The 23,878-nt window shown below is 42.4% G+C and carries 20 protein-coding genes; 12 read left to right on the top strand and 8 right to left on the bottom strand.

Annotated elements, in window-relative coordinates:
- Positions 1-86: 86 nt before the first annotated feature.
- Together dcuC and J8Z23_RS18025 are read right to left on the bottom strand one after the other, a co-directional pair.
- Positions 87-1,454 carry an anaerobic C4-dicarboxylate transporter DcuC gene (gene dcuC / locus J8Z23_RS18030; RefSeq protein WP_005398199.1) on the bottom strand — a complete coding sequence of 456 codons (1,368 nt, stop codon included), beginning with the start codon at positions 1,452-1,454 and terminating at the stop codon, positions 87-89.
- A gap of 355 nt (positions 1,455-1,809) precedes the next feature.
- The gene (locus tag J8Z23_RS18025) at positions 1,810-2,934 is read right to left on the bottom strand and encodes an acyl-CoA desaturase (RefSeq protein WP_253651093.1); all 1,125 of its coding nucleotides are present in this window, start codon (positions 2,932-2,934) and stop codon (positions 1,810-1,812) included.
- A 272-nt stretch (positions 2,935-3,206) separates the two neighbouring features.
- Here J8Z23_RS18025 and J8Z23_RS18020 point away from each other — a divergent pair, with 272 nt between their 5' ends.
- Positions 3,207-3,755 carry a GNAT family N-acetyltransferase gene (locus J8Z23_RS18020; protein ID WP_005398196.1) on the top strand — a complete coding sequence of 183 codons (549 nt, stop codon included), beginning with the start codon at positions 3,207-3,209 and terminating at the stop codon, positions 3,753-3,755.
- An 87-nt stretch (positions 3,756-3,842) separates the two neighbouring features.
- On the opposite strand, the gene J8Z23_RS18015 is transcribed toward J8Z23_RS18020, so the two are convergent.
- Positions 3,843-4,460, bottom strand: a complete 618-nt coding sequence (locus J8Z23_RS18015) for an HAD family hydrolase (protein ID WP_434635662.1) — start codon at positions 4,458-4,460, stop codon at positions 3,843-3,845.
- A 367-nt stretch (positions 4,461-4,827) separates the two neighbouring features.
- Here J8Z23_RS18015 and J8Z23_RS18010 point away from each other — a divergent pair, with 367 nt between their 5' ends.
- Positions 4,828-6,873 carry a response regulator gene (locus tag J8Z23_RS18010; protein ID WP_434635661.1) on the top strand — a complete coding sequence of 682 codons (2,046 nt, stop codon included), beginning with the start codon at positions 4,828-4,830 and terminating at the stop codon, positions 6,871-6,873.
- A gap of 103 nt (positions 6,874-6,976) precedes the next feature.
- On the opposite strand, the gene cqsA is transcribed toward J8Z23_RS18010, so the two are convergent.
- Both cqsA and ylqF read right to left on the bottom strand, forming a co-directional pair.
- A complete protein-coding gene (gene cqsA / locus J8Z23_RS18005) occupies positions 6,977-8,158 on the bottom strand; it encodes an alpha-hydroxyketone-type quorum-sensing autoinducer synthase (protein WP_161444694.1) in 1,182 nt (393 codons plus the stop codon).
- 340 nt (positions 8,159-8,498) lie between these two features.
- The gene (gene ylqF, locus J8Z23_RS18000; protein ID WP_005376521.1) at positions 8,499-9,443 is read right to left on the bottom strand and encodes a ribosome biogenesis GTPase YlqF; all 945 of its coding nucleotides are present in this window, start codon (positions 9,441-9,443) and stop codon (positions 8,499-8,501) included.
- A gap of 678 nt (positions 9,444-10,121) precedes the next feature.
- Between ylqF and J8Z23_RS17995 the strand changes: the two genes are divergently transcribed.
- The 4 genes from J8Z23_RS17995 (at position 10,122) to J8Z23_RS17980 (ending at position 13,822) form a co-directional block, all read left to right on the top strand.
- Positions 10,122-11,276 carry an EAL domain-containing response regulator gene (locus tag J8Z23_RS17995; RefSeq protein WP_104973628.1) on the top strand — a complete coding sequence of 385 codons (1,155 nt, stop codon included), beginning with the start codon at positions 10,122-10,124 and terminating at the stop codon, positions 11,274-11,276.
- Between the two features lie 4 nt (positions 11,277-11,280).
- Positions 11,281-11,430, top strand: coding sequence for a hypothetical protein (locus tag J8Z23_RS17990; RefSeq protein WP_006742318.1), 150 nt, complete (start codon positions 11,281-11,283; stop codon positions 11,428-11,430).
- A 6-nt stretch (positions 11,431-11,436) separates the two neighbouring features.
- The gene (locus tag J8Z23_RS17985) at positions 11,437-12,798 is read left to right on the top strand and encodes a GGDEF domain-containing protein (protein WP_006742317.1); all 1,362 of its coding nucleotides are present in this window, start codon (positions 11,437-11,439) and stop codon (positions 12,796-12,798) included.
- A gap of 136 nt (positions 12,799-12,934) precedes the next feature.
- On the top strand, positions 12,935-13,822 hold the full coding sequence (locus J8Z23_RS17980) for a LysR family transcriptional regulator (protein ID WP_006742316.1): 888 nt from the start codon (positions 12,935-12,937) through the stop codon (positions 13,820-13,822).
- On the opposite strand, the gene J8Z23_RS17975 is transcribed toward J8Z23_RS17980, so the two are convergent.
- Positions 13,819-14,457, bottom strand: coding sequence for a response regulator (locus J8Z23_RS17975; RefSeq protein ID WP_434635656.1), 639 nt, complete (start codon positions 14,455-14,457; stop codon positions 13,819-13,821). The genes J8Z23_RS17980 and J8Z23_RS17975 overlap by 4 nt on opposite strands.
- 448 nt (positions 14,458-14,905) lie before the next feature.
- Between J8Z23_RS17975 and J8Z23_RS17970 the strand changes: the two genes are divergently transcribed.
- Positions 14,906-15,886 (top strand): chemotaxis protein, encoded by a 981-nt coding sequence (locus J8Z23_RS17970; protein WP_025998672.1) that lies wholly within the window; start codon positions 14,906-14,908, stop codon positions 15,884-15,886.
- Positions 15,887-15,934: 48 nt separating this feature from the next.
- Here J8Z23_RS17970 and J8Z23_RS17965 read toward each other — a convergent pair whose 3' ends face one another.
- Positions 15,935-16,465, bottom strand: coding sequence for a prepilin-type N-terminal cleavage/methylation domain-containing protein (locus tag J8Z23_RS17965; protein WP_065646306.1), 531 nt, complete (start codon positions 16,463-16,465; stop codon positions 15,935-15,937).
- Between the two features lie 446 nt (positions 16,466-16,911).
- Between J8Z23_RS17965 and J8Z23_RS17960 the strand changes: the two genes are divergently transcribed.
- From J8Z23_RS17960 to J8Z23_RS17945, 4 genes are all read left to right on the top strand, one after another.
- Positions 16,912-17,634, top strand: coding sequence for a sulfite exporter TauE/SafE family protein (locus tag J8Z23_RS17960; protein WP_054867404.1), 723 nt, complete (start codon positions 16,912-16,914; stop codon positions 17,632-17,634).
- Positions 17,635-17,735: 101 nt separating this feature from the next.
- On the top strand, positions 17,736-18,641 hold the full coding sequence (gene rarD / locus J8Z23_RS17955) for an EamA family transporter RarD (protein WP_005395245.1): 906 nt from the start codon (positions 17,736-17,738) through the stop codon (positions 18,639-18,641).
- Between the two features lie 197 nt (positions 18,642-18,838).
- A complete protein-coding gene (locus J8Z23_RS17950) occupies positions 18,839-19,225 on the top strand; it encodes an MAPEG family protein (RefSeq protein WP_005395243.1) in 387 nt (128 codons plus the stop codon).
- Complete coding sequence (locus J8Z23_RS17945) at positions 19,219-19,752, top strand: hypothetical protein (RefSeq protein WP_047008291.1); 534 nt, start codon at positions 19,219-19,221, stop codon at positions 19,750-19,752. The genes J8Z23_RS17950 and J8Z23_RS17945 overlap by 7 nt, the downstream gene beginning before the upstream one ends.
- Before the next feature lie 292 nt (positions 19,753-20,044).
- Here the strand turns inward: J8Z23_RS17945 and J8Z23_RS17940 are convergent, their stop codons facing one another.
- On the bottom strand, positions 20,045-21,409 hold the full coding sequence (locus tag J8Z23_RS17940; protein ID WP_434635651.1) for an endonuclease/exonuclease/phosphatase family protein: 1,365 nt from the start codon (positions 21,407-21,409) through the stop codon (positions 20,045-20,047).
- 352 nt (positions 21,410-21,761) lie between these two features.
- On the opposite strand from J8Z23_RS17940, the gene J8Z23_RS17935 reads away from it, so the two are divergent.
- Positions 21,762-23,867: a M4 family metallopeptidase gene (locus J8Z23_RS17935; protein ID WP_434635649.1), complete on the top strand. Its 2,106-nt coding sequence runs from the start codon at positions 21,762-21,764 to the stop codon at positions 23,865-23,867.
- Positions 23,868-23,878: the final 11 nt, after the last annotated feature.

Here is a 23,878-nt window from a genome sequence, read left to right as displayed (position 1 = left end):
CAGAAAGAATAATGGCACTGGAGAGATGAAAGAAATAGGCCCAGCTAGAAGCCGGGCCTTGTCGATAAGCAATATTGGCGATGCCGTTAGGCACTCATTGGAACAAGTACCATAGTGCCAATAATAACTGTGATAAGACCTGCAAGAACCGGAACAGATGTACGTTTTACAACCTCAAACGGGCTGATGTTCGCCATACCGGATGTCGCAACGATTACGCCAGACACTGGTGAGATAGTACGACCTAGGTTTGATGCTTGAAGCATCGGGATAATTAGGAACGCTGGGTTTAGTCCCATTTTCGCAGCCAAAGATGGTGCCAACTCCACAAATGCATAGAAAGGTGCGTTACCAGACCCCGTTGCAATCGCTGCTGCAACTGTCAATGCAGTAAGGATAAGCATTAAAGCAACACCGCCTGCTCCTGCATTGTCTGCAAGGTGAAGTAGGTTATCGATAGCGCCGATAGACATTAGACCTTGCGCAAAAACCCCCGCTGCAACCAAAAGCATCACAACGCCTTTGAACGCGTCAGCCATGCCTGCGTAACAAGAATCTAAATCTTCCAGTGATTTCTTACCATCAAACTTATTTACAACGTAATGGATCAGAGCGCCAAGGAAAATCGAACCGACCACAATAGTGTAAATGTCTAGGCTAAGTCCTGGAATGGTACGACCGTTGAATAGGAACACGCCGATGATAGGTAGAAATGGCAGTGCCGCATAAAACGCTGGTGCATCGGCTTTGATCTCTGATACGTCAATTTTTTCCATTGGCGTATTTTCTTTCTTATCTAAGTATTTGTTCCAGAAGAAAGCCGCGGCAGCCATCACGATGATTGCGCAGATAGAAACAGGCAACACTGTTTGTACCGCAAACACATCAAGCGCCAAGCCAGATTTTTCGGCGGCGATCACCACATCACCAGAGGTTGGAGAAAGAATGATTGCCGCAGGAGAGGCACAAACTGCAACCGCTGCTGGACGAGAGATCCCCATCGCGACCATCATTGGGAATAATGTCGCCATTAATAGTACGCCAAGGCCGGTTGCAGAACTTACTGCAAGAGACATCAAACACGCCACAATGTAAGCCGCTACCAAAAGGACATAAGGAGACTTGATAACAGAAAGCGGTTTAGAGAACTGTTTCACTACAACGTTATTCGCGCCGATGTGAGTCATATAGGAAGCGAAGCCACATAGCAACATGATTTGCATACCAAGGCCGCCGCCGCGGTATTGTAGCATGTATTTCACGTATTCTAGCGCGTCTGTCACCATGTTACCGGTTGAGGTTATTTTTGAGGGCAGCACGTCATGCCCCAATACGCCAGTCATAAGAAGTAAAGCAATACCAGCCGTCAGTAACACGCCCGCTGCTTTATAGCCTTTGACGATAAAGTAACCCACAGCAATGGTGACAACTAAGCCAATTAAGAGCTCTAACATAGGGATCTCCGAATGTTATGAAAAAAAGAAAGAAACTGTTTCAGTTTATGACAAGGAATTTACAGAATTCTTAACTGTGGCACGAGACAAATATGGGGCTTGCATGATCTGAGACAAATAATAATTTAATAATTAATTTCGTTAGATTGTATTGTTGGAATTTGGTTTTCTAAGTGTTATGTGCTGGTTTGAAGCTGTTTGCAGGAAGGAAAATATGACCAGAAATTTGAATAAATAGTGAGGGAATTGATTAAAAATGAGAAAAAGAAACAGCTCAGTGAGTTGGGAGAGGGTAATAATCCTTGCAACAAAAAAGCTTCGCCGAAGCGAAGCTAAATCGTAAGGATGGGTTAAGTTAAGCGTATCGGCGCACCATCAGGTTCCAACTGCGTTGTTGCCGCTCGAACTCCGCTTTGATTTGCTGATACTTTATCTTTGTCACAGAGCACTCGTATTTTTTTACTACACTGGCTGTTTTTGCACCGAGTACTTCCTTTCGCATCTCATAATATTCCTGCATGTGATGAACTAGCGCATCAAACTCGTGTTGTAACTGATCGAGAATCGTCTGCGTATTCGGTTTTGCTCCCAGTTTTTCTTGTGCTTTCTTCAAGAGTTGAGTTGCGCGAGCTTTTTCTATTCTAAATGTTGGCGTTGTGCGCAACTTAGATGTGAGTCCAAGCCAAGAACAAGACTTAATCAACCACTTTGTCGGGTCGTAATGCCACCAATACACACCATTACGATAGTCATTCTCGAAGATATGATGGAAATTGTGGTAGCCCTCACCAAATGTGAAAAACGCTAACACGCCGTTGTCGCGAGCGGTGTTTTTGTCCGTGAAAGTCTGTTTTCCCCAAACATGCGCAAGTGAGTTAATGAAAAAGGTCGTGTGGTGGCTCATAAAGAGTCGAGCGGCACCAACTACTAATAACATACCCCAAATATCGCCGTAGATAATACCAAGAGCGACCGGAAAGCCAATATTGGTGAGTAGAGCAAGTGGAACATAGTACTTATGTTGCCACATGACGATTTTGTCACGCTTTAAATCGCGGCAGTTGGTGTATTCGTTTTCCTGCGATTTGTTGTAGTCGCGTAACATCCAACCAATATGAGAATACCAAAAGCCACGTTTCGCTGAGTAAGGATCTTTGTCGTTATTGTCGACATGCTTGTGGTGTACACGATGATCAGAAGACCAGTGTAATGCACTATTTTGCAAAGAAAATGCTCCTCCAATCGCAAAAATAGCACGTAAAATTGGATGAGCTTCGTATGTTTTGTGGCTCCAGAGTCGGTGATAGCCTGCTGTAATAGAAAGATTCGTAAAACTGAATGCCATCACTCCCCAAACTAGATGCTCCCAACCCAGTCCAAAATGATATGCATACCAAGGCATTACAATAAAAGTCAGAACAAAACTGGAAGAAAATATCAATGTATTCAACCAGATAATGGGTGGTTTGTTTTGAGTCACAGGTGTATTCCTAACTTTGAGCTAACAACTGTTCGCCAGAATATCAGCGTACACGTGTAAGTCAAATTAAAGTTAGACAAATGTGACTGTTCCTTTGGATGTACATTAAGGAACTTGATGGGATATTTTGCTTTTAATTGAATAATGAGTAGTATTAAAAAATGAGCTCTGGCTTAAGGTGTATAAAATCTGCCAAGAAACAAGTGTTATAAAGGTGGAATATGCCGAGACTCTATAAAGAAGTAAAAAATGTAAGAAAATAGGAATACGTAATGGATTTACGATTAGCGGAATATAAGGACTACGAGCGCATTGCGCATCTTCATGCGGATAGTTGGAAGCGTCATTACCGTGGCATTCTTAGTGATAACTATCTTGATAAAGAGGCGATTGACGACAAACTACTGATCTGGCAAACCCGTCTGACCAACCCACCATTCAACCAGCACATTGTCTTGGCGGAAGAGGGGGGGTTGTTGCTCGGCTTCGTTTGTGTGTTTGGCAACCATGATTTCGAGCGTGGAACCTTTATTGACGCACTGCATGTTGATGACAGCTACCGTGGTCGTGGTATTGGCAAGCAGCTATTACTTGCTGTCGCAGAATGGCAGCAACAGTACTTTAAAGACACTGGTCTTTATCTAGAAGTCGTATCGCAAAACATTTCTGCAATTGAATTCTACCGCCATATTGGAGGTCAAGAATGTCAAGAGCGAACTTGGCGTGCGCCTGGTGGAACAGAAGTATTGGAGAAGGTATTCCGTTGGAAGAATGCTCAGTCACTAGTCAGTGGGATAGAAGAAAACGTTATTTACTCCTAGTCTGACGTTTTAGCTTAACAATAAGAGCAGCATCAACGCTGCTCTTTTTTGTGCCTGTACCTAAAGTATTGTGTTTCAGTGGGCGACTCAAAAGCAAAGCCCCATGGCTTTTAGCTCTGACTCGCATTGCTGAGCATTTTCAAATTGAATGGCAGCCATGCCTACCGTTCGGGCTCCTTCGACGTTGTATGGCATATCATCAAGAAATACCGTTTCCTCGGCCTGAAGCTGATATGTTGAAAGTAGGGCTTGGTAGATCTCAGCTTGTGGCTTTAGTAACTGCACTTCAGAAGAGATGATTGCACCGTCAAACAGCGGCCAGAATTCATAGGTAGCACGAAGATGCTCAACAATTTCGTTAACGTTGTCTGTGAGCGCATAAACGCTATATCCTGCACTTTTTATTCTTTTTAGCAGTTCGACACTGCCGTAAAGTAATATTTGTGTATGTTTGACGTAGTAAAAAAAGCGGTCCATTTCTTCCGCTGTCACTTTGTGCTCACGTTGATAGCAAAGTTTGGCTTCCTCTTCGGAAATGATTCCTTTGTTTAAGTCTTTCCAGATTTGTGATGAAAACAGCAACTGGGCCATTTTTTCCGCTTCTACTGAGTGACCAAATGTTAAGCTAACAATCTCTACCGGAGACCAGCGTACTAATACATTTCCCACATCAAAAATTACGTTTTTTATTTGTAAAGGTTCCATAACACACCCCAAGCCAATTGTTCATCACCGCGTTACATCCACAGTGAGTGCTGTCGTTAAATCTTTGGAAGTTCGAGCCAAAGGCGCGGTTTAAATGTCTCGAACGTATATGAGATTAACATCCCTTAGGATACAACGCGATTATCGCAAAATTACACTAAACTATATGCAACTTCATTTATTTGGTTGTAAATCAAGTGTCTCTATCTTAAAAGATTGAAATTAAAGACAAGCGTCGCGAAATATTTGCGCCATTTCGCGCTGCTTATAAGCGTTAAGTAATATATAATTACTTAATAATAAAACGATAAGAATGAATGCAAATCACACTATTGGGACGTCAGGCGGAGTAGGCAAAATAGATAATATGGACTCGATACGTAAGGTTTATCAATATGCAGAACCCAACCTGACTCTCGTTGGTTGGATGGGGTTTCTTGGCTTTCCGCTGTACTACTTTGTTTGGGATTTTGTTTTCCCACAGGCTTATGAAAACTTGCCGCTCAGATTGTTTTGTGCACTATTGTTCTTTGGCATCATTTTTAGAAATCGCCTGTCGTCAACGTGGCGAAAATATATCCATATTTACTACCAAGTGACGATAACGATCTGCTTACCGTTTTTCTTTTTCTATATGTTACTGATGAATGACTGGTCCAATGTTTGGGTCATGTCATTTATGTCCGCGATTTTCTTGCACATTCTATTGGTTCATGTCACAAGAGTTATGTTCGCTCAAACTTTTGCCGGAATAGGTTTAGCGACATTCTTTGCTTGGGTGGCGAAAGGGTTTCATCTCGATTTAACAATGGACTGGACGCATGTGCCAATCTTTCTCTTTATTTATGTATTTGGCAATTTATTCTACTTTCGGAACCAAGTAGAGCACGAAGCGAAGGTGTCGTTGGCCAAGTCATTCGGGGCCGGAATTGCGCATGAAATGCGTAACCCTTTAAGTGGTCTTTGCACGTCAATCGATGTTATCCAATCAGTCTTACCCAATAAAAAAGAAGCAGAGAAAGACCAATATCTGATGAGCGGAGAGGATGTCACCCTGCTGCGCGAAGTTAGTGAGGATGCGATGAACATCATCCAGTCGGGCAACGAGACGATAGATTTACTTCTGACATCGATAGACGAAAACCGTGTCTCGCGATCCAGTTTTCAAAAGCATTCTGCTCACTCTGTGGTTGAAAAAGCGATTGAAAGCTTTAGTTATAAGCGTGCGACGGATCGCTTTGCTATATCCCTAGATGCGAGAAGTGAGTTTGATTTTCTTGGTAGCGATACCTTACTCAAATACGTTATGTATAACCTTTTCAAGAACGCCTTCCATCATCGCACATCTGAAGATTTCCACATACATGTGTCCATGACGAGCACGGAGCACTCAAACCAAATCGTTGTAACCGATAATGGTGCTGGTATTGCTCCTGATGTCCTACGTAATATATTTCAGGACTTTTACACAACTGGTAAGTCAGGCAGCTATGGTTTGGGTTTGCCATTTTGTAAAAAAGTGATGCGTTCTTTTGGAGGTAACATTGAATGCCAGTCTCAGCTAGGTGAGTGGTCTCAGTTCACGTTAACTTTCCCGCCGATCACATCTGATATCGTGACTGAAATTAAAAACGATTTGACCAAACTCAAAACCATCCTAACGGTGACTAATCAAGATATTCTTGTGTCGAAAGTGACGGACATTAGCCGTTTTATGGGTTTTGAATCAACGATCTTAGATGTTAATCAAGTGCTCAAAAAGAAAGAGTATGAGTTCGAATTCGACCTGATTTTTATCGATCTTGAGAGCTTGGATGCAAGAGCAAACCAATTAGATAGATTAGAATCTCTTCTGTCTTTCACGGAAGCTCGTATCGTTTATCTTTTTGAGCATCACCCGACACAGAGAGCACGCAAAGCGGCATATGAGCCTATTTGGGTCGAGACTCAAGCCTGGTTATTGAATACTAAGCCAACCATTGACCGTCTCTTGTATGATTCAAGCTATGTGTCGACACCAACGGCCTCAGTGGCTTTGGATACGTCAAATAAACGGACAATTATGGTCGTGGATGATAACGAATCTTTGCGAAAATTTACCGCGATGTTACTCGAAAAGCAGGGCTTTGAAGTGATTCAGAAAGAAGACGGGCAGCAAGCACTGGATACATTAGAGCAAGAGAACGTTGACCTCATTCTTATGGATATCGAGATGCCCATCATGGATGGTGTAGAAGCTTCAAGGCGAATTCGAAGCTCGGATAAAAACTATGCGTCGGTACCTATTATTGCGCATACTGGGGATAGCTCACCTGTTACGCTGGACAAAATAGGCTCTTCTGGCATGTCTGACTTTATCGTAAAACCAGCGGATAAAAATCGCTTATTCGACAAAATCGCAAACTGGATTTAATCACTCGCAACTGTGTTATCTTGAGACGAGTTGATCATAACGCGAATACGGATAAAGAGCTCAGCAAAACTGCTGAGCTCTTTATTTTTACCTACACTCTAGCTTATACAAACTCTAGATCGGGATGAACAAACGCTTCTTGGCAGGCGGAAAGAACGTGATCGACTTCGGCGGCAGTCATGTCCGCATTGACAGAAAAACGAATGATGTTTTTGTTTCTTCCTGTTGCAGGGCGACAGAAAACTGCACCAAAGACATTCCTTTCTTCTAGAAAGTCGCGAACTCGCTCAGTGTTTCTTTCGTTGCCACATTCTAGCGCGATAATTTGCGACTCACTGCGAATAGTAAACCCAATACGTTTTAAACCAACGGCTAGAGACTTCGCTCTTTTAAACAAAATCTCCCGTTTGTCATCGGCTTTTTTTATGACGTCCAGTGTTTTTTCTAACCGAATAATTTCTTGCGGTAACACGGTGGAGCTGAAAATGGCAGGATACGCGACAAATGGAAGCGTCTTAGCCAGCTTTTCTGCACCTAAAATTGCGCCAGCACGATAAGCAAATGTCTTTGCAAGACTTACGGTTACAAAATCCACCATATGAGTCAAATCCAGCTCTTGCAGTAGCCCAGCGCCTTGCGTACCGTGCGTACCTAACGAGTGCGATTCATCCACAACTAAGCCGCAGTCAAACTCTTGTGCTATTTCGTAGATATCACGTAGAGGAGCAATGGTTCCGATAGTGCTGTAAACCGAATCCACAACAATAATTCCCGAACCATGGCGTGAAATCTGTTTTCGCAAGTGGTTGGTGTTGTTATGCATAAACGGATGAATTTGTGCTCCTGCGATACGTGCACCTTCCCATAAAGACATATGCGCAAAGAAGTCGATATACACAGGTATGTTCGGTGCACAAATAGTCTGTAATAAACCGACATTCGCAGCCCATCCTGATTGAGAAAGCAGACAGCTAGGCATGCCGACAAAACTGGCTAGTTGAGTTTCAAATGCAGGTTTTGATTCATCATCTTGCAAGAAAATCGCGGACATCACGACGTTGTCATCGTGTTGAGAAATCGCATCACGATGCGCGTTTTGAATCTCCTTGTTATGGGACAGTGCAAGGTAATCATTGCTTTGCATAACAACGGCATTACACGGTGGACGTTTACCAAGAACAAGGTGTTTCTTGTTCTCGTTCGGTTCAATTAGATCTTGAATATGAAAATCTAGGCGTTCCTCAATAAAGGAAGGAAGTGGTTTGCTTTGTATAGTTTCACTCATAATAAATCTCTTCTTCATATGGAAAAACGCCAGCGCTGACACTTATTCATATTGCGGATTTTGGGGAGAGTGTCACTAACCAGGTTGCATAAGTTTGCAGACCCTTGCAAACTCGACATTTGAGGGTTGGATGGTGGCTGTAACTCTATAGGGGCCCGGGGTCTAAACTAGTTTGTGCTTAAAGTTTATACGGCGATTTTGCGGTGTTTTTTTCGTGCTTCATGTCTGGACTTTTTATGAGGAATATAAAGTTTGAAAAGTGAAAAAATGGGCGCATTAGATAACAAAAAAGGCGCGAAAATCGCGCCTTAAAATATGATTGGGAAAAGATAATATCAGTTTATCGCTTATTACGTAGATAGCGCTTGCGGCGCTCTTCTTTACGCTTCGCTTTTTCTTCTTCTTTACGAGCGGTTTCAATCTCGACTTCAATCAGCTCTTGAGTGATCATTTCTGGGCGCTCTAGTGTAATTTGGCCTAGTGTCCCTTGGCGAAGTTCGTGCAACAAAATCTCTGATACTTTGTGCAAGTCCACACGTCCACCTGCGCGTAGTGCACCACGGCGACGACCAATTTCTTCCATGATCTCGATATCTGATTCAGGAAGCTCTTCGATTTGGTAACGCTCTTTAAGCTTGTCTGCATAGTGGGCTGCTAGGTACTCAATGGTGTAAAACGCAACCTCGTCGTATTCCATCGCAGTATCTTTTACAGCGCCTGTAGCAGCTAAACGGAAGCCACTGTGTGGGTTTTCCACTTTTGGCCACAGAATCCCTGGAGTATCTGATAAAACGATGCCATTTTGCAGGTTGATGCGCTGCTGACGACGTGTTACCGCGGGCTGGTTACCAGTCACCGCGATCGTTCGACCAGCTAGAGTATTGATGATTGTCGATTTCCCAACGTTTGGGATCCCCATGATCATGGTACGAATGTTTTTACCGATCTCTTCACGGTGTGGGGCAAGTTTACGGCAAAGCTCCATGATTCGATGCACTTCTTGCGGTTCTGACGTCGTGATCGCCATTGCTTTTACGTGTTGCTCTTGCTCCAAGTGCTCAATCCATAATTGAGTTAACTCAGGATCGGCCAAATCACGCTTGTTCAAGACTTTAACGACCGGCTTGTCACCACGGATTTGAGAAATCAAAGGGTTTTCACTACTGAAAGGAATACGAGCATCCAGTACTTCGATGATCACATCCACTTGTGGGATTGCTTCTTCGATCTCTTTGCGTGCTTTGTGCATGTGGCCAGGAAACCACTGGATTGAGTTATTAACCATTTGAATTTAATACCTTAATTTTCTTACTGCTCCAACGGGCGTACGAGTAGTAATTTGAGCTTCGAGCAGCATAGTTTTAGACAGAGTGTGTTAAAACCGTACTTACTTTTGTGGCTCTGTACCGCAAAGTTGAGCGTTTTTTTCGTGTTAATGAGCTAGTTTATCACGGAATGACGGCGAAGCATTCAAGATGGAGACAAAAAGCCACGGTTTAAAGACGAGCAAGTAAACATTTGTTGAGTATGCTCTCCAACGGACTTACAACAAGTATTCACTTTGGTGAGATATTAAGCGCAAATATTGTGTAGTCAAAGGTGGATTGTTTTGTCGGTTTTTTCTGACTTATTTCAAATTTTTATCTTTATATCAGTAATTTATATTTCATTTCGCTATTAGTCGAAATTTGACTTTTAGCCGACACAAATTAATCTGACTGCCCAGTCCGAGTAAGGCTTTATGCTCAGTACGATAAGTCGTATTACAGCGTTGTCCGTTGCCACATTTTTGCCAGTAGTTTCTTTTTTAACTCATTGATAGTGACAGTTATTGAGAACAGACAAGCAGACTGAGTTTTACATTGAGGCTGAGTAATGCTGGTCGATTTTGATCAGCGAGTGGCAGGATTAATTTAACCAATCGAGCAGGAGATCGAAAATATAGACTATTGGATAGAGATAAATGAATACACAGCTTAATGTGATGGTGATTGATGGTCATCCTCTACAAACCAAGATACTTACCCAAATATTGGGTCATAGTGGCGCTTCAGTCAGTACATTCAATTGTGTGGACACTGCTAGTCAATGTGCACAAGAGCAATATTTTGATGTGATCTTTTGCGATCTCCAGATGCCGGGAAAAGGCGGTATCGACATCTTGGAAGTATTCGACCAAATTCAGTATCACGGGCAAGTCGTGCTAGTCAGTTTGTTGGAGCAGAGCATCATCTCGGCAGTACGAGAAATGTGCGAAGGGTTTAGTTTTGAGATATTAGGAGAACTGCCTAAGCCGTACGACGAAATGCAAGTGGTTAAACTCCTCAACCAAATAAAAGATGAAAGAACGCGAAAAACAGCGTTTGCTCAACCTATCGCACTGCAAGACCAAGAGTTTTTATTTGCTTTGGGTGAAGGACGAGTGAAGAATTATTACCAACCTTTGGTAGACGCACATAGTGGTGAGCTTTTAGGTTATGAAGCGTTAGCGCGTTGGGTGCATCCTATTTATGGCGTGTTGTTACCAAACCACTTTCTTCCGATCGTAAAACGATGCCATTTGTCTTCTGAACTTTTTCAATCAGTGCTGATTAATACAATCTATGACATCAACAATAGGGGATTAACCCAAAAGGTCTCGATTAATGTCGACCACGAAAACTTGAACGACCCTGACTTCTCGCATCGTTTTATTCAACAATGCTCGGAAAGTGGTGTCGACCCGTCACAAATCACCATTGAGATTACAGAGCGGGAAGCTTTCCAAGCTAGCACGTCTATCTACAAAAACCTCATCAAACTCAGAATGAAAGGTGTCACGGTATCAATTGATGATTTTGGTACGGGCTCATCTACATTTGAAAAGTTGGCAAAGTTACCTTTTAACGAGATCAAACTTGACCGCGTTTTTGTCTACGGAGCGAGTGAAGACCTGAAAAAGAAAAGCATTGTCATCGCTATTTGTGCTTTAGCGAAAAGCCTCAATATTCGTATTGTCGCAGAAGGTGTCGAAGACGAAGTAACCTATAAAACCATGCGCGAATGTGGAATAGACATCTGCCAAGGCTTTTACATTGATAAGCCCATGCCGTTAGAGGTAATCACTATTTTGAAGTAAAAATATGAAAAAATTGAACTGTTTGATCTTTGATGATCAAATGTTTATCTGTGTGGCTATCAGTGATAAAACCGTGAGTACCAAGAAACGTCGATTTCTAGACAAGTTTAATGTGAATGATGTTATTGAACTTGCAAAAGTAGTGGGAACATAAAGTGTTATGAATGTAAGAAGTTTTGTTTCTTCTTTTGCGGTTGCGATGTTGTTATTTATTGTATCGGTGACCATGATTGGTGCTGTACTCATCTCTTATGAGGAGAAGCAATTTAATACGTACGCTAACAATTTAGCAAAAACAAAGCAGAAGGTCATTCTGCTAGGCTTGTTGACCGAAGCTCAATTGGCGCAGTATGAAAACTTCAGTATCGAACAAATAGAAGTACTGACTGACTTCAGTTTTCAAGATGCAATTTATGCTTTAAAGCCGTATAAAAACCTAGATTATGTGGAAACTGTTGCTCGTAAAGCACTACACCAAGCAGAAGCTCATTTGTCCAATGTCTACGATAGAGAAGACGCCATATTGTACTTTCGTTCTTACACTAGTGACAAACTCATCTTAGAACGACCAATCCCAGCTCTAGAGGGATCTAAAGAGACGTTTGATATAGAATGGTGCAGAGTGAATTACGCTTGTATTCTTGCCGCGTGGAAAGAGCAGCTCTCCGACCGAGTTCTTATCTCTAAGCCCTTCAAAACCACGTATTCAGATGAGATGGCATTAAGTATCATGAGTCCCGTCTACTATAGAGGGAAGCTTGTCGGCGAATTTTCGGAACAACTGTATTTATCATCGCTTTATAATGAAGGCAAAGCCGTTGACGTAGAGGTTAGTAACGGAAATAAGCAGATAATTATTTACTTTCCGAGCTACCCCTTAGCTCATTTTGCTTACACTCAATCCTATGTTGCCGACAATAATAATCTTGTTATTTACCAATATCCGTTTAGTAAAATAGTGGTGGACTACAGCTTTATTCTTGTCATCTATTCTGTCGTAGCGTTCGCCTATTATCGAAAAGCCAATGAATCTAAACAGAGCAAAATTCAATTAGAAAATGCTCTGAGTGATGTAACGCAAGATGACTTGACCGGATTATTAAATCGGCGAGTATTTAAAGAAGAGCGGTTTAAACATCGAATGGAGGTTGAACCATACTCTATCATTGCGATTGACGGAAATCGTATCAAGAAGATTAATGATCGTTACGGACACCATGTTGGCGATGAAGTCATTGTTATTATTGCAGACTCAATGAGAAAGGTTTTTCGGAACAGTGACTACTTAGTCAGGACTGGTGGTGATGAGTTTATTGTAATTTTGCCCGGATGCAGCATGAGCAAAGCTTCCATGTTAGCGAAAAAGCTCCGTGGCGTTGTTAAACACAATCGTTTAAATACATTAGATATAGAGATCAGCGTTAGTACTGGTGTTGCTGTGCGCGAAGAGGATGAAACGCTGCAAGAGGTGATCGTGAGAGCAGATGAAGAGTTATATGAAATGAAAAAACAGCGTGTTTGAGGACAACAATACATAACCATGACATAACTGTTTGATAAATTTGACCAAGCAGTACCCTTGGTCTTTTATATTAGTCGAGCAATGCATAATGCTCCTTTGATTGCTGATTAGCATAAGACCCAACTGGTACTGTATCGTGAACAAAGACCTTGATCTAAACCTATTAAAAATACTGGTTCTGTTAGAAAAGCATCGTCAGCTTAAACCCGTAGCGAAAGCCTTGGGCAAGAGTGAGGCGTCGATCAGTAAATATCTTGCTCGCTTACGCATCCAACTTGGTGATGAACTATTCATTCGTCACCCACATCATTTAGAACCCACCAACTTTCTGATGCGTCAGCTACCCAAAATTGCAGATGCATTAGATAACTTAGAAACATGCTTAGTTCGATCAGAATTCAAACCAGAAAAATACAGTAAGGATATAACGGTCTGTTTACCCCAAACGGCTCAGTACTCATTTGGACACTTGTTGGCGATGGATTTAATGACGCTGTTTCCTAAAGCTCATATTACTGTCGCAACCATCACGGAATATACGGTGGACGAAATCCTTTTAGGCAAAGTGGATGCCCAGCTTCATTACTTCAATGATGAATTGCCAAAATCTATCCATCAGAAATTTATTGGCTACGCGCCTGCTGTGGTTGTTGTTCCGGAAGAGCTTGGGATCACCACTCTTGGAGAGGCTGCCAAACTGCCATTTATTATGCTTGAAATTATCGGTTGGAAAGAGAAAGAGCAGCTTGCAAAACGAGCAATGGAGAATCACGGTATGGTGATCAATCGAATTGCAGCGCTAGATAACGTGAGCAGTGTGCTAAAGCTGCTCAAACAAAAAAAGGCGGCGACGGTTTTTCTGGAGTATCAGGCGCCAATCGAAGGATACCGTTTTATTCGTATTCCTGAATCTTATTACCCCAACGGCTGGCCAAAGGTTGTACTTCAGATGAAGCAAAGCCATCGTCACGACGCAATGCACCAGATATTAACCGATGCCATTGCAAAATATATGAAGAACTAACGATCGCATTGAATGTTTTCAGCGCTTGGGATCGTATGCAGTAATTCAATTAATGAATCTGCATGGTATTTTTTCAAAATACGAGTTTTGTAAGTGCTGATGGTTTTAGCGCTGAGCGATAGTTGTTCTGAAATACGTTTATTTGAATAGCCCTGAGCTAAGTAGTGGAACACCATGGCTTCGCGATTGGATAGCGTGACATCACCATTAGAAGGAGCGTGAGTAGACTTAAACATAGAGTACCCACGTGAGACACTCACAATCGCGTCAGTAATCGCTTCTTTTGTCTCGTTTTTATTCAAGAAACCATGAGCTCCCATCTCGTAAGCCGCTTTAGAAAGGCTGGAATAGTCGCGTGAAGAAATGAAAAGTAATTTACCTTGATAGCCCGTTGCTAAAATATTCTTCGCCAAACGCATACCATCTCGATCACCAAGGACAACGTCTAGAATAATAAAATCAATTTTTGTATTTCTCACTAAGTCCATTACTTCTGCGCTGTCTTTCGACTGAATGACTTCGGCTGTGATGATTACGCTCTCAACAAGAGAAGTCAGTGCTTCGCTGTAAAGTGGTTGGTCATCAATGATAAGAACATTATACAAATGGAGCCTCACTACTATCCGAACTGTCATACCGCCCAACGCAATATGATTGTATTAAGAGGGATTGTAGGAAAAACCTTTCTGATGGAAAGGAAAATGACATTTTCTATAATTGAAATTCACTGAGCACAATTGAATAAGATACTGTCGAATACGCCAATACACGAGGGATTTCATATGTGTGGGTATAGTGATAGGCCAACGAAAAACATCAATATTAACCCTAAACTTTTCATCGAAATGGCCGTTAAAAGTGGGAAGGTAACGTCGCACTAAGTTAACTCATGTTATCCTGTTCAAAAATGAGACATTTTTTCACAGTTTGATATGGAAATGTGCGTTGGCCGTCCTTTTGGTGGTTTACAAACTTTGTTGTAACGACTAAAAAGGATGCTTGGATTTTTAGCCTGAGAATGGCTTCTCATGGCGTTTGCATCAAACTTTTTCTGATGCGTATTTTGGTTGGATAATTGGCTTTATGAGTAACGTAACCAGCACCATTTTGACAGAAAGTGGTACCAATGAGCTTGAAATCATCGAGTTTCATTTAGAAAAAACATTGCCGGATGGCAGCACAAAAACTTGTTATTACGGCATCAACGTTGCGAAAGTACGAGAAGTGATTCGCGTACCAGAGACAACCGATTATCCAAACGCACAACCTCACATGATCGGGGTGTTTTCGTCCAGAGATGTATTGACGCCTTTAGTAGATTTAGCTGGTTGGTTAGGTGTACCAACACGCCAGGACCTAGAGCGTAAGTTTGTTATCGTTACTGATTTCAACAAAATGACCAATGGCTTTCTGATTGATAGTATTTCACGTATTCATCGTATCTCTTGGAATGATGTGGAATCACCAAGTCAGTTTTTGGAAGCGGGCGAACAAGATTGTGTAGTGGCCGTTGTTCGCAAAGAAGGCAACCTGATCATGATTCTCGACTTTGAAAAAATCATCGCGGATATTAACCCAGAGCTGAGTATGGAAAAATACGATGTGAAAGGGGATAAGTCGGTAGATCTAAACCAGAGAATGGTGGGTAAGCGTAATGCTAAAACGATCATGGTGGTGGATGACTCAGCATTTATTCGCTCTTTGATTCAAGATACATTAGCTTCTTCAGGTTACAATGTGATCACTTGTAAAGACGGTGGTGAGGCTCATGAGAAATTAATGAGCTTAATCGAGGTCGCGAAAGAAGAAAACTTGCCAGTTAAAGAGCTGTTAGATGCGGTGGTTACAGACGTAGAAATGCCTCGAATGGATGGTATGCACTTAGTGAAGAGACTACGCGATACTGAAGCGTTTCATGAAATGCCGATCATTATGTTCTCATCATTGATGAGTGAGGATAACCGAGCGAAAGCACTGTCTCTTGGCGCAAATGATACGATTACCAAGCCAGAGATTGGCCGTATGGTGAATATGATGGATAAATACGTATTTAACTTTGCGTAAACAAACCCGATAAGATTAAAAATAAGGCTGCCGATGGGCAGCCTTATCTTATTGTGGGCATGGAAGAATTTTTAAGGTGTAACTTTCGTTTGGAGCCTGCGGTGGTCCATATAAAATCCCGCATTGTGTCAGGCTTGCTCTTTTTTCGTCTACTGCTGCAATGACCATTTCTCGTGTTGTTGAACCCGCTGGGTGATGAAATGTTTTCCAATCTGAGCCTTCTTCGTTCAGCCCTTGCACAAGCAATTTCATCGACTCGCTATCAGTATCAGGATACCCATATAAGAAAACACAGCGTTTTGAACCACCAATATTACAACCGTCAAATGGTAAATCGGCCATTAAAGCACTGTCTACGAAGTTTGAAACGTAAGATTTGCTCTCCAACCCTGCAATCGCCATTTTCCCATAACCGACACCGAGCGCTGATGCAATCGCGCCCTTCATGCCTTCTAAACGCGCTTCACGCGCATCACTTTGAAGGTTTAAAAAGCGTGGTGCGGCAGTGACAGCAAGAATGCCAAGCACGACAATAACTACGACTAACTCTATTAGAGTAAATCCAGTTTGTTTTCTCATATTATTTTCACAGCAAGTTAAAGGTAGAAAAAGTAACACTGACCGTACACTTGTTGTTGTGTAAATAAGTACGGTAATGACAAAATGATCAATAGTATAAAGCGATGAGTCATAAAGTGCTATACCGACGTAGTGAGAATCGGCTACGCCTACATAGAGCGGGAGGAGGGTTCAAAGATCTAATGCGGCCGTTTTTGAGCAGTCATTAATTCCGTGGAAGAAATGCTGCATGAACAGTCGAGCATGAATTCGCCTAGATATAAGCATACGTGTACATCGGATGAATGAAAGACGAAAAGAAGTGACGGCAAACCGCACAAATGGATTGTCTTTTTGTTCACTTTGATGAATGCTACGCGAGATTCATATCACAACACACTCGACGCATTCATCATGCGAATGTGCTTTGGTTTCGTGTTTGGCTTTCAAATATAAGAATAATCTAAATGGAATTCGATTCGATAAACTTGCTTGCGATAGGGCTAATATTTCTTGGCTCTTATGTACAAACCGCAATAGGCTTTGGCTTGGCAATTGTTGCCGCACCTTTACTGATTCTTTGGGCGCCGGAGTATGTGCCTGCACCAATCTGTTTAGTCGCGTTATTTATTTCGTTGATGAATGCGATGAAGCACCGCAGTAGTGTTGAAATCGGCGGCTTAAAAATGGCATTGATTGGGCGTGTGCCCGGATCGGTTGCTGGCGGCTTGCTACTGTTTTTTGTCTCGACTCAAGCCCTTACACTTTGGATTGGTTTTTTGGTGTTATTCGCGGTTGTGGTGAGTGTTTTACCGTTTCGGGTTGAACCCACACCATCGCGTATGACATTAGCAGGATTCTTTTCTGGATTGTTTGGTACCAGTTCGGCGATTGGAGGCCCACCTATGGCGTTGTTGTTGCAACATCAAGAAGCGAATCAGTTACGTGGTAACCTATCGGCATTTTTTGTTTTCAGTTCCATCATTTCGCTCGTTGTTCAAATTCCCGCTGGTTTCTTCACATTACACCATTTGGTGATTACTATTCCGCTATTACCTGCGGCAGCACTTGGGTATTGGCTCGCGATGAAAACCACCCAATCGTTACCAAAAGAAAAAATTCGGTTTGGAGCACTTATGTTGTGTTTTGTGAGTGGGTTTACAGCAGTAGTACAAGCGTTGAACCAATAATGCCCTCAGCATCTTAAATTCACAAGGATATCGCGTTCCTTTTATTATGCATAGCGCGATTTGTTTGCGCTGACTTATTCGTTTAGATGAGCGATAGTTTTATGAATAACACTCGTTATGGCACTTTTATGGCAGCATTCTCCTTTGTAATTTGGGGGCTGCTACCCATTTATTATCGTTATTTACCGAATGCTTCAATGGATGAGTTGCTGGCATGGCGAATCATCGGCTCAGTTCCGGTCGGTTTTTTAATTGTGCTTGGTATAACCCGTCGAGGACCGAATTGGAAAGAAATCTGGTGTGACAAAAAATCTTTGTGGTACACGTTTGTCGCGAGCAGTTTGATGTGTATTTCATGGAGTGCGTTCACTTGGGCTTTGACTCACCATCGAGTCATTGATGCAAGCTTAGGCTTTTTTATTGGACCGTTAGTGTCAGTGGCGCTAGGCGTGTTTATTCTTGGAGATAAGCTTTCAAAAGGCAAACTCATCGCAATTGTGCTAGCAACAATTGGCGTGATGTATCAAGTGATTCATTATGGCCAGTTACCTGTTATCGCACTAACGATGGGGTTGTTCTTTGCTTTGTATGGGTTGTACAAGAAGAAGATAACATACGACTGGAGCACCACCTTATTTGTTGAGGCGCTGCTATTGACTCCAGTTGCCGTGGCGTATTTGTTCTACAAACAATGGACAGTGGGTGAGTTGGCTTCAGGCGTAGATATCACAACATTGCTTTTGTACTTTGGCAGCGCACCGATCACGCTTTTACCACTGATTTTTTATTCTATCGCGATACGTATAACAAACTTATCGACAGTTGGTTTAATGCAATACATTGAACCAAGCTTGCAGTTTGTTTTGGCTGTCATGTTTTTCGGTGAACTGTTTGATGAAGTTAAAGCAGTGACCTTTGCCTTTATTTGGGTGGGGCTGTTATTTACAATCTTTGAAAGTATTGTCAAAGGGCATAAGCGTAAAAAGCTGGCCAATCATCCTTTATAGTGCACCATTCTTGAATATTCACGATTTCACTCTCACGCCCTCTATTCGAGGGCGTTTTTAGTTCCATAAAGTATTCTCTTACTCGTTTTCTTATAAGCATAATTTGAGGTTAATTGACGCATTATCATTAGGATACCGCTATATTTATAGCCAAGTGACACGCTATATAATGAAAACCGGATCAAAAAGGACGACATATGATCACAGCTCTATACGCTAGCATTCTTGCAATACTGATTATTTGGTTGGCCGTTCAAGTGATTAAGCAGCGTCGCTTAAATCAGGTTGCTTATGCTGACGGAGGAGTAGAGGCTCTCCAAATCGCTCGTAGTGCACAGAGTAACGCGACAGAATATATCCCCATTACTCTGATTCTAATGGCACTATTAGAATCCAATAGTGCTTACCCAACCTGGATACATCTCACAGGCATTATTTTCGTGATCGGTCGAATTATCCATGCTCGAGGTATATTGAAAGAGGACTTAAAAAGGCGTGTTAGGGGCATGCAGGTGACATTCCTAGTGATACTTTCGCTGGTTGTGTTGAATATGATTTATCTTCCGTACGATAAGTTATGGTAAGTCTTCGTAGCTATATCCCGCCGCCATGGGTACTCGTTCTGATTGGGTTAGTACTGAATATTGGCGCGATCGTTCTTACTAGCTTGGTCCTTGATAGGCTTGGCAAACAGTATTCGCAACTCGCAGAGCAAAAGGCGGAAAACTTGTATTCCATCCAACTCGCGTGGAATAGCGTTGAAACTCTAGAAAGAAAAAGAGAGGCGTTGCTGCTTCACTTGCACATAGGTCAGAGCGCAGCGATACCTTCGGAGATAGAACAGATATTGGAAGGGCACTTATCCTCTTGGACTCATCACGAATCGGATGAAATACAAATAGATAAACTCCCTCAGCTAATGTCAAAGATAAACCAAGCACAAGCTTCGTATAGAGATCGCATTGATGACTATTACATTGAGAATGTAGAGCTCAATGAGGTAATGGCAAAGCAAGATGAAAAGATCGCTTGGTACAAGAATATCGGGCTCTTCTTGCAAGTATTCGGACTCGCATTAATCCTCGCACGTGATTTGGCTAGGAAGCCATAGAACAAAAGTTAATGGTAGGGTTTATTGCGAAATGCCAATAATAATTTGCAAATTGCAATTCATTGCGTGAGCAAACAGTGGCTATTGGTGAAGTTTTAATGAAGGTGATTAAATAACAACCTGTTTTTGTGCGCTACAAAGTTGGCACGCCTCATGCTTTAGTATGAGTGACCCTTTCTAAGCCGAGGGTCACCTAGCCAACTGACGTTGTTAGTGAACCACTTTGTTCACAAATATATACAGCCAATCACGAATCCTTGTGGTTGGCTTTTTTTTATTTAAATGACACAGTTTAGAACTGTGCTTTAATCCAGATCATGCGATGGTCGGAAGACACATCTTTGCCATCACCATACTTACCAATACGCGCATCGTTAAATAGCTTACGACCTTCTTCATAAGAAGCTGACCAGTATACGCCAGAGTCCACCACATTTAGGTTTGCAGAAGGCAAGGCATAATCTACACCCAAGCCAAACGTCGAAGTGATGCGATTTGGATATGGGTGAGTGGAGCTGCGGTCAACAGCGTGTTCGGCTGCCCCAAAGCTTGTTGGATAAAGCTCGCCATTCATCACGGTTTGGTTAACCAATGGATCATTATGCAGTTCTTGCATTACAGAGCTAATACCGTCACCGGCTACTGGATCAAGGTTTTGATCGCCCATCATTACGAATTTAGCCCCGCTCGCTAAGCCGCCTTTCTTACCAGCATCGTCGTAGAAATAGTCTTTACCTTGAATATAGTGATGCCAGAACTCTACTTCGGCTGCGTTTTGCGCTTTGTTTTTACCTGGGTCGAATACTGGTGGAGTAGGGTGCGACATCAGTAGATGCACAACTTCCTCGCCATTGCGAGTCGGAATGATAATTGGTGCATCTACGTGGTTTTTAGAAGATAGGCGTACTTGATCCCATTCTTCTGCAGAGTACCACTCATCACCACACTTCATGCCATCTGGAATTTTTTGTGAGCCGTCACAGATAGTAATGGTTGGAATCTTCGTACCTTCCATATCTTTCCATTTAAACGCTTGGAACGTGCGCGTATTTGCCGTATCAATCTTGTATTTAGACATTAGGGCAAAGGCGTATTGACCGTGGTACATGCCAAAGCCCCATGCATCGCCCGGCATTTGACCTGCTGTTCCATTGTTGTCGAGGTCAAACTCGCTTAGCAAACCTGTGTTGGTAGAGTAAGACTCCGCGTAAGGATATTCGATAGGTTCAAGGTTCGCTTCACCGCCTGCACCATTGATGCTTTGCGCGACAGACAGGTAGTTCTTCTGGAAGCCTTCAAGGGCAGCTTTGTTTTCGCCTGTTCCGTCGTTGTTGTATTCCGCCATCATAAGAACGTCAGGGCGATTCTTCTGAATAATCGCAGCAACGTTCCGAATTTGAATGACTTTTTCCGCAGTGGTTTTGTCTTCAGCGGCGATAGAACCGTCTAAATAGGCAGTAACCAATACAGTTTGCTGCGCTGGTTCAATTTGCATTTCACTCACTAAAGCTTCAAAAGTTGCACGGTCAAAAGAGAGGTTGTAAGTCGCTATTTTTACTTCTTTAGGCTGAACATTGACGTATTCAGTGTCGTCATTACATCCAGATAATAGAGCGGCGCCAACAAGGAGAGCAATAGAGGTTTTGATTGTTTTCATGGGTACGTCATACCTTATAATTGATTCGGCTGAATATTAAAGTCATCAGTAATTGTTTTAAGCGATATCAATCACACAAATGTTTTCATATTTACATGTTCAATTGGTTTTTGTGTGATTTGTGCAATAAACGCAACACTTTCAACACCAAAAGGTTATATTCAAATTGTTAAAAAACGGTGTCGCTTTTTTTAGATGAAATGGCACTAAAACATAAGCTGTATGATTGTGTGTGCTAAAATCAATGAGCGGGATGATTACGATAAGTTTGACTTCACTTTTGGGTGAGAAACAAACAAATAAGAACTGGTCAGTTTGGCTTTGCTATTGATGCAAAATAGGGGGCTAACCGATGGGTTCAGTATCAAACTATCAGAGCAGGCTATTTGTCACGGCAATGCTTGCTTCACCACTTCTTTTTTCAACATCTTTATCCGCCGCTCAGTCCGAACGGCTAGAGCAAAACCATGGTCTTGTTGTTGCTTTAGAAAAACGCAACCTTGCAGCCACACAAAATATAGATCGTGTGTTAGGTTTACAAAATGGAAATCGTGTACAAAAGCTGAAAACCAACCAAGGTAAAAACGGCGGTACGCATAGTCGTTATCAGCAGATGTTTAAAGGCGTCCCGATTTGGGGCAAGCAAATTGTCGTACATCGTGATAAACAGGGCCAAATCAAGCATATCAACGGCACTCTCGTAAAGGATATTGCCCGAGATATCAATGATATGGTGCCTAAATTGTCGCTTTCTCAAGTAATGTCTTCAACGCAAAAGCCGTACCGTGAAAACGGATACCAAATAGAGAATCAGCGCCAAGGTTTGCGTATTTATGTAGATAAAAGTGACGTGGCGCACTTAGCTTATATTGTCCAGTTTTTTGCTGATAATGAGCATGGTGGTAAGCCTACGCGTCCCACCTTTCTTGTTGATGCTAAAACAGGAAACATTTTGCTGCAATATGAAGGGTTAGCGCACGTAGAAGCGAATGGTCCGGGAGGAAACCAAAAAATTGGTCGTTATCATTATGGTGTGGACTTTGAGTCTCTATTAGTCCAGCAATCCGGTGATATGTGTTTGATGGACATTCCTGGCGTGGTCAAAACCATCAACTTGAATGGTAGGACGTCTGGCAATACACATACGTTCGTTTGTCCAACCAATAGTGTTAAAGAAATTAATGGAGCGTACAGCCCATTAAACGATGCGCATTACTTTGGCAAAGTGGTATACGACATGTACAAAGATTGGCTGAATACTGCTCCCTTAACGTTTCAGCTTCAAATGCGAGTGCATTACCGCAAACGCTATGAAAACGCCTTTTGGAATGGCTCGAGCATGACTTTTGGCGACGGTGCGAGTTATTTCTATCCTTTAGTGAGTTTAGATGTCTCAGCGCACGAGGTTAGCCATGGATTTACAGAACAAAACTCTGATCTGATTTATTCAGAGCAATCAGGCGGAATCAATGAGGCTTTCTCAGATATGGCAGGTGAGGCGGCTGAATTCTATTCACGTGGTTCTAACGATTGGAAAGTTGGGTACGATATTAGAAAGGCTGCCAATGCGGCGTTGCGCTATATGGATAATCCGCCCCTTGATGGTCGTTCAATTGATCACGCGTCTCAGTATGTGAGTGGCATGGATGTGCATTATTCAAGTGGTGTATTTAACAAAGCGTTTTATCTATTGGCGGTTGAGTACAATTGGGGAACGCGACAGGCGTTCGAGGTTTTTGCGTACGCTAACCAGAACTACTGGACGCCAAGCGAAACGTTTGACTCTGCAGCTGCGGGTGTATTGGCGGCCGCCCAAAGCTTAAACGTGGCGGCGAATGATGTAGCCGACGCTTTTTCTCAGGTCGGTGTTTCAGTTGATGGCGGAGTCGTCGAGCCACCATCTAGCACGTGTGAGGCTATCGCCCTAAACAATGGTGTTTCCAGCAACATAGACTCTTCATCTACTGGTGAGTGGCATTGTTTTACGATTGATGTGCCTACCAACAGTTCAGACTTTATTGTTACCACATCGGGAGTAAACGGCGATGCGGATCTTTATGTTAAGCTGGGAAGTGAACCAAGTTTAACCAGCTACGATTGTCGTTCATACAGTGGCAACAGTAATGAAGCATGTAGTATTACTTCTCCGAATGAAGGAACGTGGCACATTGGTGTGTACGCTTACAGCAGCTACAGTAACTTGAATGTGGAAGCAAGTTATGTAGGAGAAGAGGCGCCACCACCATCTGATGAAGTTACTACACAATCAATCAACAATGGTAAAACATGGACGGCGATTATTACTGGTTCTGGCTTGATGAATGGCGTGTGGAATGTTATTTCAAATACGCCGTGTGATAACGATAACGAGTGCAGTTTATCCGGTATCGGAAAGAAAACCAGTGAGGTTAGCTTTACGTTGACGGATGGTACCGTATTCATCATCGCTAAGCCCTAGCGATTTTTATG

The sequence above is a fragment of the Vibrio sp. SCSIO 43086 genome (assembly GCF_051132235.1).
In the GTDB taxonomy this organism is placed as follows: domain Bacteria; phylum Pseudomonadota; class Gammaproteobacteria; order Enterobacterales; family Vibrionaceae; genus Vibrio; species Vibrio diabolicus.
This window is presented reverse-complemented; position numbering and strand designations above follow the sequence as displayed.

What these genes read in the sequence shown, in the direction of transcription:
- J8Z23_RS18010 (WP_434635661.1), top strand. Translation starts at nt 4,828, where the DNA reads ATGGACTCGATACGTAAGGTTTATCAATATGCAGAACCCAACCTGACT.
- J8Z23_RS17965 (WP_065646306.1), bottom strand. Translation starts at nt 16,465, where the DNA reads ATGAGAAAACAAACTGGATTTACTCTAATAGAGTTAGTCGTAGTTATT.
- J8Z23_RS17960 (WP_054867404.1), top strand. Translation starts at nt 16,912, where the DNA reads ATGGAATTCGATTCGATAAACTTGCTTGCGATAGGGCTAATATTTCTT.
- J8Z23_RS18015 (WP_434635662.1), bottom strand. Translation starts at nt 4,460, where the DNA reads ATGGAACCTTTACAAATAAAAAACGTAATTTTTGATGTGGGAAATGTA.
- J8Z23_RS17945 (WP_047008291.1), top strand. Translation starts at nt 19,219, where the DNA reads ATGGTAAGTCTTCGTAGCTATATCCCGCCGCCATGGGTACTCGTTCTG.
- J8Z23_RS17985 (WP_006742317.1), top strand. Translation starts at nt 11,437, where the DNA reads ATGAATGTAAGAAGTTTTGTTTCTTCTTTTGCGGTTGCGATGTTGTTA.
- J8Z23_RS17940 (WP_434635651.1), bottom strand. Translation starts at nt 21,409, where the DNA reads ATGAAAACAATCAAAACCTCTATTGCTCTCCTTGTTGGCGCCGCTCTA.
- J8Z23_RS18020 (WP_005398196.1), top strand. Translation starts at nt 3,207, where the DNA reads ATGGATTTACGATTAGCGGAATATAAGGACTACGAGCGCATTGCGCAT.
- J8Z23_RS17995 (WP_104973628.1), top strand. Translation starts at nt 10,122, where the DNA reads ATGAATACACAGCTTAATGTGATGGTGATTGATGGTCATCCTCTACAA.
- dcuC (WP_005398199.1), bottom strand. Translation starts at nt 1,454, where the DNA reads ATGTTAGAGCTCTTAATTGGCTTAGTTGTCACCATTGCTGTGGGTTAC.
- J8Z23_RS17990 (WP_006742318.1), top strand. Translation starts at nt 11,281, where the DNA reads ATGAAAAAATTGAACTGTTTGATCTTTGATGATCAAATGTTTATCTGT.
- J8Z23_RS17975 (WP_434635656.1), bottom strand. Translation starts at nt 14,457, where the DNA reads ATGACAGTTCGGATAGTAGTGAGGCTCCATTTGTATAATGTTCTTATC.
- ylqF (WP_005376521.1), bottom strand. Translation starts at nt 9,443, where the DNA reads ATGGTTAATAACTCAATCCAGTGGTTTCCTGGCCACATGCACAAAGCA.
- rarD (WP_005395245.1), top strand. Translation starts at nt 17,736, where the DNA reads ATGAATAACACTCGTTATGGCACTTTTATGGCAGCATTCTCCTTTGTA.
- cqsA (WP_161444694.1), bottom strand. Translation starts at nt 8,158, where the DNA reads ATGAGTGAAACTATACAAAGCAAACCACTTCCTTCCTTTATTGAGGAA.
- J8Z23_RS17970 (WP_025998672.1), top strand. Translation starts at nt 14,906, where the DNA reads ATGAGTAACGTAACCAGCACCATTTTGACAGAAAGTGGTACCAATGAG.
- J8Z23_RS17935 (WP_434635649.1), top strand. Translation starts at nt 21,762, where the DNA reads ATGGGTTCAGTATCAAACTATCAGAGCAGGCTATTTGTCACGGCAATG.
- J8Z23_RS17950 (WP_005395243.1), top strand. Translation starts at nt 18,839, where the DNA reads ATGATCACAGCTCTATACGCTAGCATTCTTGCAATACTGATTATTTGG.